Origin of the sequence: Aeromonas caviae (assembly GCF_000819785.1) — a bacterium.
In the GTDB taxonomy this organism is placed as follows: Bacteria; Pseudomonadota; Gammaproteobacteria; order Enterobacterales; family Aeromonadaceae; genus Aeromonas; species Aeromonas caviae.
Genome location: NZ_CDBK01000041.1, coordinates 75,204 through 88,091 on the forward strand (window position 1 = coordinate 75,204; position 12,888 = coordinate 88,091).

At 60.8% G+C, this 12,888-nt stretch carries 13 protein-coding genes; 4 read left to right on the forward strand and 9 right to left on the reverse strand.

What is annotated here, in order from left to right; genetic code table 11:
- Window positions 1–12 precede the first annotated feature (12 nt).
- From secA to mutT, 3 genes are all read left to right on the forward strand, one after another.
- Window positions 13–2,733, forward strand: a complete 2,721-nt coding sequence (gene secA, locus BN1120_RS05685) for a preprotein translocase subunit SecA (protein ID WP_041211791.1) — start codon at window positions 13–15, stop codon at window positions 2,731–2,733.
- Between the two features lie 65 nt (window positions 2,734–2,798).
- Entirely contained in the window at window positions 2,799–3,983 is a 1,185-nt protein-coding gene (locus tag BN1120_RS05690; protein ID WP_042015096.1) for a tetratricopeptide repeat protein, read from the forward strand.
- A gap of 8 nt (window positions 3,984–3,991) precedes the next feature.
- The gene (mutT, locus tag BN1120_RS05695; RefSeq protein ID WP_171864957.1) at window positions 3,992–4,396 is read left to right on the forward strand and encodes an 8-oxo-dGTP diphosphatase MutT; all 405 of its coding nucleotides are present in this window, start codon (window positions 3,992–3,994) and stop codon (window positions 4,394–4,396) included.
- A 57-nt stretch (window positions 4,397–4,453) separates the two neighbouring features.
- Here the strand turns inward: mutT and yacG are convergent, their stop codons facing one another.
- The 9 genes from yacG to BN1120_RS05740 form a co-directional block, all read right to left on the reverse strand.
- Window positions 4,454–4,648: a DNA gyrase inhibitor YacG gene (yacG, locus tag BN1120_RS05700; RefSeq protein ID WP_039040499.1), complete on the reverse strand. Its 195-nt coding sequence runs from the start codon at window positions 4,646–4,648 to the stop codon at window positions 4,454–4,456.
- Between the two features lie 10 nt (window positions 4,649–4,658).
- Window positions 4,659–5,381, reverse strand: coding sequence for a cell division protein ZapD (gene zapD, locus BN1120_RS05705; protein WP_010675825.1), 723 nt, complete (start codon window positions 5,379–5,381; stop codon window positions 4,659–4,661).
- A 37-nt stretch (window positions 5,382–5,418) separates the two neighbouring features.
- Complete coding sequence (gene coaE / locus BN1120_RS05710; protein ID WP_042015097.1) at window positions 5,419–6,033, reverse strand: dephospho-CoA kinase; 615 nt, start codon at window positions 6,031–6,033, stop codon at window positions 5,419–5,421.
- 18 nt (window positions 6,034–6,051) lie between these two features.
- On the reverse strand, window positions 6,052–6,927 hold the full coding sequence (locus tag BN1120_RS05715) for a prepilin peptidase (protein ID WP_042015098.1): 876 nt from the start codon (window positions 6,925–6,927) through the stop codon (window positions 6,052–6,054).
- A 77-nt stretch (window positions 6,928–7,004) separates the two neighbouring features.
- Window positions 7,005–8,246 carry a type II secretion system F family protein gene (locus BN1120_RS05720; RefSeq protein ID WP_010675822.1) on the reverse strand — a complete coding sequence of 414 codons (1,242 nt, stop codon included), beginning with the start codon at window positions 8,244–8,246 and terminating at the stop codon, window positions 7,005–7,007.
- A gap of 127 nt (window positions 8,247–8,373) precedes the next feature.
- A complete protein-coding gene (gene tapB, locus BN1120_RS05725; RefSeq protein WP_041213997.1) occupies window positions 8,374–10,080 on the reverse strand; it encodes a PilB family type IVa pilus assembly ATPase TapB in 1,707 nt (568 codons plus the stop codon).
- 3 nt (window positions 10,081–10,083) lie between these two features.
- The gene (locus tag BN1120_RS05730) at window positions 10,084–10,518 is read right to left on the reverse strand and encodes a pilin (RefSeq protein ID WP_042015100.1); all 435 of its coding nucleotides are present in this window, start codon (window positions 10,516–10,518) and stop codon (window positions 10,084–10,086) included.
- Between the two features lie 310 nt (window positions 10,519–10,828).
- A complete protein-coding gene (gene nadC / locus BN1120_RS05735) occupies window positions 10,829–11,692 on the reverse strand; it encodes a carboxylating nicotinate-nucleotide diphosphorylase (protein WP_041213995.1) in 864 nt (287 codons plus the stop codon).
- A gap of 3 nt (window positions 11,693–11,695) precedes the next feature.
- On the reverse strand, window positions 11,696–12,166 hold the full coding sequence (locus BN1120_RS05740; protein ID WP_042015101.1) for a retropepsin-like aspartic protease family protein: 471 nt from the start codon (window positions 12,164–12,166) through the stop codon (window positions 11,696–11,698).
- 128 nt (window positions 12,167–12,294) lie between these two features.
- On the opposite strand from BN1120_RS05740, the gene ampD reads away from it, so the two are divergent.
- Window positions 12,295–12,867 (forward strand): 1,6-anhydro-N-acetylmuramyl-L-alanine amidase AmpD, encoded by a 573-nt coding sequence (gene ampD, locus BN1120_RS05745; RefSeq protein ID WP_042015103.1) that lies wholly within the window; start codon window positions 12,295–12,297, stop codon window positions 12,865–12,867.
- Window positions 12,868–12,888 lie beyond the last annotated feature (21 nt).

A 12,888-nucleotide genomic window follows, 5' to 3' on the forward strand; every position in this document is an offset into this window, starting at 1 on the left:
CAGTTGGTACCCATGATTAGCACACTGCTCACCAAGATTATCGGCAGCCGGAACGACAGAACGCTCAAGGCTTTGCGCAAAATTGTAAAACAAATCAATGCGATGGAGCCTCAGTTCGAGGCACTGTCCGATCAGGAACTGCAGGCGAAGACCGCCGAGTACCGTCAGCGTCTGGAGCAGGGCGAAACACTGGAGCAGTTGCTGCCGGAAGCGTTCGCCACCGTCCGTGAAGCCTCCCGCCGTGTGTTCGGCATGCGTCACTTCGACGTCCAGCTGATCGGCGGCATGGTGCTGAACTCCAACCGCATCGCCGAAATGAAGACAGGTGAAGGTAAAACCCTGACGGCCACGCTGCCGGCCTACCTGAACGCCCTGACCGGCCGCGGTGTGCATGTCGTGACGGTGAACGACTATCTGGCCAAGCGTGATGCGGAAGCCAACCGCCCGCTGTTCGCCTTCCTCGGCATGACGGTGGACTGCAACGTGCCCGGCATGGATGCATCCCAGAAGCGCGATGCCTACGCTGCCGACATCACCTACGGTACCAACAACGAATTCGGTTTCGACTACCTGCGCGACAACATGGCATTCTCGCCGGAGCAGCGCGTACAGCGTCCGCTCAACTACGCGCTGGTGGATGAGGTGGACTCGGTGCTCATCGATGAAGCCCGCACCCCGCTCATCATCTCCGGGCCGGCGGAAGACAGCTCCGCCATGTACACCCAGATCAACAAGTTGATCCCCCTGCTGGTCAAGCAGGACAAGGAAGACTCCGAGGAGTACACCGGCGACGGCCACTACACGGTGGACGAGAAGAACCGCCAGGCGCTGCTGACCGAAAACGGCCAGATCTTCGTGGAAGAGCTGCTCAAGAAAGAGGGGCTGCTGGCCGAGGATGACTCCCTGTTCTCCGCCACCAACATCAGCCTGCTGCATCACGTCAATGCCGGCCTGCGTGCGCACACCCTGTTCGAGCGCAACGTCGACTACATCGTCCAGAAGGACGAGATCGTCATCGTCGACGAGCACACCGGCCGCACCATGCCGGGTCGTCGCTGGTCAGACGGTCTGCACCAGGCGGTCGAGGCGAAGGAAGGGGTCAAGATCCAGAACGAGAACCAGACCCTGGCCTCCATCACCTTCCAGAACTACTTCCGTCTGTACGACAAGCTGGCAGGCATGACCGGTACTGCGGATACCGAAGCCTTTGAATTCCAACAGATCTATGGCCTGGATACCGTGGTCATCCCGACCAACAAGCCGATGGTGCGCAAGGACATGGGCGATCTCGTCTACCTGACCGCCCAGGAGAAATACGCGGCCATCGTGCAGGACATTCGCGAGTGCGTGAAGCGCGGCCAGCCCGTGCTGGTCGGTACCGTCTCCATCGAGAACTCCGAGCTGCTCTCCGGCATCCTGACCAAGGAAAATATCCCGCACAAGGTACTGAACGCCAAGTTCCATGCCATGGAAGCGGAGATCGTCGCCCAGGCCGGCCAGACCGGCGCCGTCACCATCGCCACCAACATGGCCGGTCGTGGTACCGACATCGTGCTGGGCGGCAACTGGCAGGCGGAGATCGCCCAGCTGGAAAACCCGTCAAGCGAGCAGATTGCCGAGCTGAAAGCGGCCTGGCAGGTGCGTCATGACGAAGTACTGGCGGCCGGTGGTCTGCACATCATCGGTACCGAGCGTCACGAATCCCGCCGTATCGACAACCAGCTGCGCGGCCGTTCCGGTCGTCAGGGTGATCCGGGTTCCTCCCGCTTCTACCTCTCCATGGAAGATACCCTGATGCGGATCTTCGCCTCCGACCGCGTGACCGGCATGATGAAGAAGCTGGGCATGGAAGAGGGCGAGGCCATCGAGCATCCCTGGGTGACCAAGGCCATCGAGAATGCCCAGCGCAAGGTGGAAGGTCGCAACTTCGACATCCGTAAAAACCTGCTCGAGTTTGACGACGTGGCTAACGATCAGCGCAAGGTGGTCTACGAGCAGCGCAACGAACTGCTGGACACCAACGACATCTCCGAGACTATTCACGTCATCCGTGACGACGTCTACGGCGCCATCATCGACGAGTACATCCCGCCCCAGTCCCTGGAAGAGATGTGGGACGTGCCGGGTCTGGAAGCGCGTCTGAAGTCCGATTTCGCCCTGGATCTGCCGTTGCAGCAGTGGCTGGCGGAAGACGACAAGCTGTATGAAGAGAAGCTGCGTGAACGCATCCTGGATGAAGCCACCAAGCTCTATGCCCACAAGGAAGAGCTGGTCGGCAAGGAGGTGCTGCGCAACTTCGAGAAGGCGGTGATGCTGCAAACGCTGGATGGTCTGTGGAAGGAGCACCTGGCGGCCATGGATCACCTGCGTCAGGGCATCCATCTGCGCGGCTACGCACAGAAGAACCCCAAACAGGAGTACAAGCGCGAATCCTTCGATCTGTTTACCCAGATGCTGGAGACCCTCAAGCGCGACGTGGTCAGCATCCTGAGCCGGGTACAGGTGCAGGAGCGGGATGTGGAGGCGATGGAAGAGCAGCAGCGCCAGCAGGCCGAAGCCGCTCCCCGTACCTACACCCATGCCACGGCCGAAAACCAGCTGGCTGACGAGGATACGGGTGGGGCCGAGGGCCATACCACCTTCGTGCGCGACGAGCAGAAGATCGGGCGCAACGATCCCTGCCCCTGTGGTTCGGGTAAAAAATACAAGCACTGTCACGGTCAGCTGACCTGACACCCTGCCATGATGAATACACCGCCTCCGGGCGGTGTATTCATTTTCGGACCAAGGAGGGGACGATGAGCAGATTGCCGGCGGGATGGGATGGGGAGTCACATGGGTACTGGCTGCAGGAGAGACGCCAGGAGGCGATCCGTTGTGTGCTGAGCAGGCTGAACGCAGAGACGAACAAATCCGTTCCCCTGCAACTGCAGTTTGCCTATTACCTCTTTTTGTCCGGCGATCCCGCCTCGGCGGCACAGGTGCTGACGCTGGCGTACCGGTCCGCGCCCGATAACACTGAGGTGCTGCGCAATCTCTGTGTCTGCCTCTCGCGCTCCGATCAGCATGAGCGGGCCGTGACGCACCTGGCCGAACTGGTGCGGCGCGAGCCGGATGATTATCTGGTCCATGACGGGCTTTGCACTTCCCTTGCCAAGCTAGGACGCCATGAAGAAGCGGCACAAGCGGGAACCCGTGCCCTGACTCTCAAGGATGAGGCCGTCTCGCAGCCTGTCGCGGGGTGGGTGCTGCCGGCAGAGGGGCCGGATGTCTGGCTCGCGGAGCAGGGGGACAAGCAGGCAGTCATCGCCTTCTCCTTGTGGGGAGCACAGCCTCGCTATTTGCGGGGAGCGCTCGACAATGTGCTGGCCGCAGCTTACCTCTATCCGGGCTGGCGGGTGCGCTTCTATGTGGATGGCAGTGTCCCTCAGGGGTTTCTGGCCTGCCTGCAGGAACATGGCGCCGAGATAAAGGTGCAGCCCGATGGTCAATCCCAGCGTCAGCGCCTCTGCTGGCGCTTCCAGGTCGCCAATGATCCCGGAGTGGGGCGCTTCCTTGTGCGCGATGCGGACTCCGTGCTGAATCTGCGGGAGCGGCTGGCGGTCGATGACTGGCTTGCATCGGGGCGCTGGTTCCATATCATGCGTGACTGGTGGAGCCACACCGATCTGGTGCTGGCCGGCATGTGGGGCGGTGTGGCCGGTGTGCTGCCTCCCCTTGCGCCGCTGATGGCGAGCTATCAGCCCAGTACCATGGAAACACCGAACATCGACCAGTGGTTCTTGCGAGACTGTTTATGGCGCTATCTGCGCCAGAGCGCGCGGGTACACGATCGTTGTTTCACTCCGCCCGGTGCGGTGCCCTGGCCGCAGGTTGCGCCGCCGGGCAATGAGCATGTCGGGCAGGATCTCTTCAGGGCCCGGGGGGATCAGCAGGCCATTCGGCTTGCCCCCTGGATCGCCCGTTTGCCGTGTTTACGCTGAGGACAATGATGGAACAGAAGAAACGGATCTGGGTGGCGGTGGGCGTCATCGAGAACGAACGGGGCGATATCTTCATCGCCAAACGCTCAGCCGATCGCCATCAGGGGGATCGCTGGGAGTTTCCCGGCGGCAAGGTGGAGTCGGGGGAGGATCTGCTCACCGCGCTGGACAGGGAATTGTGGGAAGAGATCGGGATCCGGGTGCAGGATTGTGCCCCCTTCATGGAGCTGCACCACGACTACCCCGACAAGCAGGTCTTGCTGGATATCTGGAAGGTGACCCGCTTCCACGGCGAGCCCTTTGGCAAGGAGGGGCAGGAGTGTCGCTGGGTGCCACTGGCCTCGCTGCACGAATACCGCTTCCCGGATGCCAACGGCCCCATCGTCGCGCGGTTGCAGGCCTCGCTTGCCTGAAAGGGAATCGATACCAACGAAAAAGGGCCTGAGGGCCCTTTTTTGATCGTGAAGTGTTTATTGCCAGGGATCGCCCTGTTCCGGGTCGGGCAGCAGATCCGGGTTGATCTCGCCCGGGATGCGCTTCTGTTCATCCGCCCACTCGCCGAGGTCGATCAGCTGGCAGCGCTTGCTGCAGAAGGGGCGAAACGGGCTCTGCGGGCCCCATTCGATCTCGCTCTGACAGGTCGGGCACTTTACCTTGGTCACCATGGGGCGCTCCTCAACAACAGGCGAGCTGGAAGGAGACGTCGCCTATCTGCTGTTCCGTCGTCGGCAGGAAGCGCAGGGCGAAGCGGTTCTTGTGGCCGCTCAGGGTCGGATAGCAGGGCTGGGTGCCCGCCAGACGGATGCGGATCAGTTCAGCCCCTTCGGCGGTATCCTGGAAGAAGCCGTTGGTGGCCACCTGGTCGCTGAAGTTGCCCGACTCGCGCCACAGGCGCAGCAACAGGGAGATGGCGTTCATCAACAGGGTGATGTCACTCAGCCATTGCTGCATCTGCTGGTGGCGGGTGACGGCCGGGGTCGCCAGCCAGTGGTGCAGTTGCGGCACATCGAAGGCGCACAGACCACCCGGAATGGAGAAGCGCTGACGAATGGAGCCGAGCAGGCGATCCTCTTTCAGACGGGCACCGGGGCGCGGGGAGTTCAGCAAGTTGCGGGAGAGCTGGGTACTCTCCTGCTGCATCCGCTGGATCTGCTCGAGATCGACGTCAGGTAGACTGGCCCAGTGGCTCAGGCGTTGGCCGAGGCGTTCCAGATCCTTGATGAGATCGGCACGCAGGTCACCACGCTCCAGCAACTCCTGCAAATCGAACAACCCCTTGAAGAAGGCGATATGTGCCCAGGACTGGTCACTCTCCAGATTGTCGCGGATCTGGGAAAACAGGGACTCCAGACGAAGATAGGTCCGGCTTTTTTCATTGAGGGGAAAATCGTAAATCATGCCTAATCCTGGCCAGCCATAAACCGGCCTAGTGTACTCACAGTTGGTGGGCTTGTTGAGAGGCAAATGCCAGATATGTCTGGTGCAGGGCGAAAATTCGCTGCCAGATGGTCTCACTCGTACCACTCTGGTTGTCCAGGACGTCGTCGGCCATCGCCAGGCGCTCGCTGCGGCTCGCCTGGGACGCCAGTATCGCCTGGGCCTGTTCCCGACTGACGCCATCGCGGCGGCAGGTACGCTCGATTTGTGTCGATTCGTCCACATCGATCACCAGTACCCGATCGGCGAGGGAAGTGAGCCTGTTTTCCACCAGCAAGGGGACGACCAGCAGGCAGTAGGGGGAGCGGGTTGCCGCACACTGGCGCAGCATCTCGCTGCGGATGAGGGGATGGAGCAGGGCATTGAGCCACTCCTTGGCCTGCGAATCGGTGAAGATCCGCTCTCGCAGCCGGCGGCGATCGAGCTGGCCATCGGGGGCAACGACATCCGGGCCAAAATGGGCGGCGATGGCAGCCAGAGCAGGGGTGCCGGGCTCCACCACCTCACGGGCGATGATGTCCGCATCCACCACCTCGATGCCCAGCTCGGCAAAGCGGTTGGCAACCGTGGTCTTGCCGCTGCCGATTCCCCCTGTGATTGCGACTACATACATGGGTCAGAGATCCTTTTGCTAGAGCACGACATCAAGATACCAGCGGGTGATGCTATCGCCCCACAGCAGCGTTATCCAGCCCGCGATGGCGAGATAGGGGCCAAAGGGAATGGGTTTGCCCTGGTGGTGGTTGCGCAGCAGGATGAGACCGATGCCGATGATGGCGCCCGCCAGCGAAGAGAGCAGCAGCACGATGGGCAAGGCTTGCCAGCCCAGCCAGGCGCCCAGCGCCGCCAGCAGTTTGAAATCCCCGTACCCCATCCCCTCTTTGCCGGTGAGCAGCTTGAAGGCCCAGTAGAGGCTCCAGAGCACCAGATAGCCAGCCATGGCGCCGACCACCCCATCGGCCAGGGGCACGAAACCGCCCGCCAGATTGAACAGCAGGCCACCCCAGAGCAGGGGCAGGGTGAGCTGATCCGGCAAGAGCATCTTGTCTAGGTCGATGAAGGTCAGTGCGACCAATGTCCAGGTGAGCAGCAGAGCAGCAAGGGTGCCCCAGCCAGGGGCAAGCGCGGCTGCCACCGAGACCGACAGCAGGGCGGTGAGCAGCTCGACCAGGGGATAGCGAGCCGAAATGGGAGCGTGGCAGTTGCGGCAGCGCCCTCTGAGCCATAGCCAGCTCAGCAGGGGAATGTTCTCCAGCGCCCCTATGGGGTGGTCGCAGTGGGGGCAGCGGGAGCGAGGCACCATGAGGTTGTATCGTCCGGTTGCAGGAGGAGTCTCTTCACCGTCACCGAAATAGTCGCTGTATTCGGCATGCCAGGCCTGCTCCATCATGATGGGCAGACGATGGATCACCACGTTCAGGAAGCTGCCCACCATCAGGGAGAAAAGGAAAATCAAGGAGAGATAGAGCCAGGGCAAGCCCTGGGCCAGTTCGATCAAAGGCACCATAGATCAATCGCTTGTGTCGGGAACGGGGATGGCAGATGGCCGGGGGAAATGCACCGCCCGGCCCTCTGTCGAGGGGGTCAGTGTATCACAGAGCCCAGCTTGAAGATGGGGAGGTACATGGCCACGACCATGCCGCCGACCAGCACCCCGAGCACCACCATGATGATGGGTTCGAGCAGGCTGGTGAGGCCGTCGACCATGTCGTCCACCTCCTGTTCGAAAATGGCGGCGACCTTGGAGAGCATGTCGTCGATGGCGCCGGATTCCTCACCGATCATCACCATCTGGGTCACCATGTCGGGGAAAAGATCCACGGTGCGCATGGCGACGTTGATCTGCATGCCGGCCACCACCTCGTTGCGAATGGCCATGGTCGCAGTGCGATAGACATAGTTGCCGGATGCTCCGGCCGCCGAGACCAGGGCATCCACCAGCGGGATACCGGCGGAGAAGGTGGTAGAGAGGGTGCGGGCAAAACGGGCCATGGCCGCCTTGTGCAGTATGTTGCCCACCACGGGAATGGTGAGGATGAACTTGTCCGTGTTGTCCCTGACCTTCTGGGATTTTCGCCAGGCCCGCACATAGAGGAAGACGGCGAGAGCAGCGCCGCCAAAGATGGCGTACCACCACTCCTGCATAAAGCGGGAGATGGCGATGACGAACCGGGTGAAGGCAGGCAGCTCGGCACCGAAGCTCTTGAAGATATCCTCGAACTGGGGAATGACGAAGAGCAGCAGGATGGAGGTGACGACGATGGCCACCAGAATGACCATGGACGGATAGAACATGGCCTTCTTGATCTTGGATTTGAGGGCTTCGTTCTTCTCGCGGTAGATGGCGATACGGTCGTAGATGGTCTCCAGGGCACCGGATTGCTCCCCGGCCTCGACCAGATCGCAATAGAGGTCGTCGAAGTGGCGGGGATGGCGGCGCAACGCCTCCGAGAGCGGGGTGCCCGTTTCCACATCGGCGGCGATCTGGCCGATGAGCTCGCGCACCGCCGCTTTCTCGTGGCCGCGGGCAATGATCTGAAGACTCTGCACCAGAGGCACGCCGGCGGAGAGCATAGTGGTGATCTGGCGGGAGATAACGGCGATGTCCATCGGCTTGATCTTGGCGCCGCCCTTGGAGAAGAGCCCCTGGCTCTGCTTGCTGACCCTGGTGACGTTGACGCCCTGCTTGCGCAGCTCGGCCTTGACGGTGGTGATGCTGTCGGCTTGCAGCTCGCCGGAGACCTTCTGTCCCTTGCGGTTGACGCCGTGCCAGCGGTAGGAGAAGACTTTTTTCGGTGCGTTGCGTTTTTGAGCTAATGTGGCCATCACTGCATCCTGCAATTGGGCGACGGTGGCCGGATGCTGCTGCCTGTCCGGCTCATCTTGGCTTGAAGAAGGTCATCGGGGTGATGGCAGCGGCTTCACCCGGCGAGATGACTCGGGCACTGCGAACTCAGTTGGTGGTGATCCTGTTGATTTCGGCCAGGCTGGTGACGCCAAGACGCGCTTTCTCGAGGCCGGATGTACGCAGGGTGCGCATCCCTTCCTTCTGGGCTATCGCGGCAATCTGCAGCGAGTTGGCTCCCTGCATGATGAGTTTGGCGATGTTGTCGGACATCAGCATGATCTCATAGATGCCGACCCGGCCTCTGTAGCCTCCCGAGCACTCCTTGCATCCCACGGGCTTGAACAGCCGCAACCCGGCGGCCAGTTGCTGCTGGGTGAAGCCCAGCTCCAGCAACTCGGCTTCCGGCACCACTTCCGGCGCCTTGCAGTGATCGCAGAGTTTGCGGGCAAGGCGCTGGGCCATGATGAGGGTGACCGAAGAGGCGATGTTGAAGGCCGGCACCCCCATGTTCATCATCCGGGTGAGCGTTTCTGCCGCCGAGTTGGTGTGCAGGGTGGAGAGCACCAGGTGACCGGTCTGGGCGGCCTTGATGGCGATCTCGGCGGTTTCCAGATCCCGTATCTCCCCCACCATGACGATGTCGGGATCCTGGCGCAGGAAGGAGCGCAGGGCGCTGGCGAAGGTGAGCCCCGCTTTGGGATTGATCTGCACCTGGTTGACACCGGGCAGGTTGATCTCGACCGGATCTTCGGCGGTGGAGATATTGACCTCGCTGGTGTTCAGGATGTTGAGGCCGGTATAGAGTGAGACCGTCTTGCCAGACCCCGTGGGACCGGTGACCAGGATCATGCCCTGAGGTTTGGAGAGGGCGTGCAGGTATTGCGTCTTCTGCCGGTCGTCAAAGCCGAGCTGATCGATATTGAGCCGGGCGGCCGAGGAGTCCAGCAGCCGGATCACGATCTTTTCGCCCCACATGGTGGGCAGGGTGTTGACCCGCATGTCCATGGATCTGTTGCGCGAAATCTTGAGCTTGATGCGGCCATCCTGGGGCAGGCGCCGTTCGGCAATGTCGAGCCGCGCCATCACCTTGAGGCGAGCCGCGAAGCGGTTGGCCAGGTTGACCGGCGGCGTGGCGACTTCGTGCAGTATGCCGTCTACCCGAAAGCGGATCCGGTACTTGGTCTCGTAGGGTTCGAAATGCAGGTCGGAGGCCCCGCGCTTGATGGCATCCATCATGATCTTGTGGATGTATTTGACGATGGGGGCGTCATCGTCCGCGGTGTTGACGCTCTCGTCGAGGCGGGAACTCTCGTCGGAGACCTCGAGTTCGGAGATCTCGGCCTCGTCGATATGATCCATGCCCAGGGTATCCTGCTCGCTCTCCATCAGCTTGCCGATGGCGGCGGTCAGCTTGCTCTCTTCAACCAGCAGGGCTTCCGTATGCAGGCCGAAGCTGAAGCCAAAATCTTCCAGAGCCGACACATTGGTCGGATCGGACATGGCGATATAGAGGGTATGCCCCTGAGTGTAGATGGGCAGGACATGGTGCTTTTCAATCAGCTTTTGATTGAGGTATTTCTGCGGGATCTCGGCGAGATCAAAGGCCGCCAGATCCAGCAGAGGTACCCCATATTCCAGCTCGCAGAAATCGGCGAGGGCTTTGCTGTCGAGGATGTCATTTTCAATCAGGAAGGTGACAAAAGGCTTGCGCTGCGCCTTGGCCTGGCTCAGATAGCGCTGTGAGTCCGGCTCACTGAGGAGGGAAGAAGCGGCCAGGCTGGTGGCCAGGCCGCTATTGAGGCTAGAGGTCATGCGTTAGCATTTGCCGTCGGTGACGCAAGAGCCAGAAATTTTCCACAAAACTTGCCGTCCGGCTTGGACTGCTCCAGAAGTGACGAGTGAATAAGTCGAGCCATCCAAGGCTGCGGCGGCAGTACCTGTAACAGTGATAACTCCGGCAGCATTAGTAACTGCAGCGCTGGCAAAATTCTGTGTGACAGCACTAGCGCCCGAGAGGGCATTCTGACCTGCAGTTGCACAACTGTTACCAAGGGCTGCAGATGTGCCAGCCCACCCTTGAACGCAGACTTCTACGGCGGTCTTGGCCGGACCTACAGCGGCAATGACCTCGGAGAATTTGGCGCGTTTGGTATAGCTCTGATACGCCGGCAAGGCGATGGCGGCGAGGATGGCGACGATCGCAACGACGATCATCAATTCGATTAGCGTAAACCCTGACTGTCTTTTCATGTGAAATATCCTTTTTTCCATGTTTCCTGATAAGCACCGGTGGAATGCTATCCACGCTGGTATCTTATCCGAGCGCTTCGGGTTGGCAACAGAGGCGGGGACCTTGTTAGCCACTTTTATGTCATTTAGTGAAATGTGTAGAAAAATCAAAGATTAAATGGCTTCCATTGGCACTTGTCATGAGGCGGGAGGGCCCATCTTCACACTCCTTATGTCGTGGGATCCTGCATAAAGAAAAGGCGCCGATGGCGCCTTTTGCAAGTTTCGAGCCCTGTAATATTTTTGGGCACGAGCAACGGATGGGGCTTGCTCAAGCCGCGACAAAGCGCATGGAGAGATCCAGTGCCCGCACATGCTTGGTCAGCGCTCCCACCGAGATGAAGTCGATCCCGGTCGCGGCGTATCCGGCAAGGGTATCGAGGGTGACGTTGCCGGAGACTTCCAGCTTGGCTCTGCCCTGATTGAGGCGAACGGCTTCCTGCATCATGGGGATGTCGAAGTTGTCCAGCATCACGATGTCGGCCCGTGCGGCCAGGGCCTGCTCCAGCTCGGCCAGGGATTCGACCTCAACTTCCACCGGTTTGTCCGGATTGAGACGGCGCGCTTCGCTGATTGCTTCAGCGATGCCGCCGCAGGCGAGAATGTGGTTCTCCTTGATGAGGTAGGCATCAAACAGACCGATACGGTGGTTTTTGCCGCCGCCGCAGGTGACCGCATACTTCTGGGCGCTGCGAAGGCCTGGCAGGGTCTTGCGGGTATCGAGCAGGCGGCAGTCAGTGCCTTCCAGCTCGGCCACATAACGGGCGGTCAGGGTGGCGACCCCGGAAAGGGTCTGCACGAAGTTCAGCGCATTGCGCTCGCCGGTCAGCAGCACGCGGGCGGGGCCATGGAGGCGGAACAGCTCCTGATTGGGGGCAAGGCGTTCACCATCTTGCACTTTCCACTCGACCTTCACTTCGCCACCGAGCTGGGCAAACACCTCGTCGACCCAGGGCTGGCCGCAGAAGACGCCCGCCTCGCGGGTGATGACTCGCGCGGTCGAGATGCGATCGGCCGGGATCAGCTGTGCCGTGATGTCGGCGCTGGCATCCGGTTGATCCAGCGCGGTGAGGGCATCGCCCAAGTCTTCGAGAAGTGCGGCGCGCACGGCGCGGCGGATGTCCTGTTGTAACATGCCTTATTCCTGCAAGGGTCTGAGAAGCAATTGCCTGTCTTTCTGGCGCAATTCCAGCCTGCCCAGGGCATTCATGCCCACCAGGATCTCCTCCCCGTCGGCAGCCGGATTGATAAAGACGGACAAATCGTACAGGGTCAGCGGACCCATCGCCAGACTTTCGATCCGGCCGGTTTCGACCTGGATCTCTCCGGCTGCCGTGTTGACACGGCTGCGGCCCGTGGCGACGAGGCCGAGCCGGGCGGCCACCTGGCTCGGTATGGTCACCCGGGTTGCTCCTGTGTCCAGCAGCAGTTGCACCGGCTGGTCGTTGATGGCACCCTCCAGACGATAATGGCCGCTGGCATCGGCCCTGAGCAGCAGATCGCCGCTGGCGGTCACCGACGGTTGTTCACGACCATGGAAGTAGAGGGTCAGCAGACCCAGCAGCGAGAGCCAGGCGAGCAGCCAGAGACGGCGTGCCATCGGGTGCATAGTGTGTCCCATATCGCGCGAGTGAATGGCTCAGCCTAACATAGCGTTATCCATGAATTCAGAGACTTGTTCCCAGTTTTCCCATCCCGCCAGAGGCACATCGCTTCCATTTGTGAGTCGAGCAGACGATGACACAACCCACAACCCTGTTTTCCATCGATCGAGAAGGATGGTGCGAGCAGGCCCGCAAGGTGCCTTCCCCCTATCACAATGAGAGGCTCAGCCCGGAGGATGTCTCCTTGCTGGTGATACACGGCATCAGCCTGCCCCCCGGGCAGTTTGGTGGCCCCTTTATCGACGATCTGTTTCTGGGGCGGCTCGATCCCGGTGCTCACCCCTATTTCGCCGGTATTCATCAACTGAGGGTCTCGGCCCACTGCCTGATCCGCCGCGATGGGGAACTGGTACAGTACGTGCCTTTTGGCGCCAGGGCATGGCATGCGGGAGTCTCGAGCTGGGAGGGGAGGGAGGCGTGCAACGATTTTTCCATCGGGATCGAACTGGAAGGGACCGACGAGCTTCCCTACAGCGACAAGCAATACGAGGTACTGTCGGACCTCAGCCGGGCGATTGTTCACCGTTATCCCGCCATCACGGCGGACCGTATTGTCGGGCACTGCGACATCGCGCCGGGCCGCAAGACGGATCCGGGTGACAGTTTCGAATGGCCTCGCTATCGGGAAAATCTTCACTTTGAGTGAAAAATCTAAAAATTATTTTGT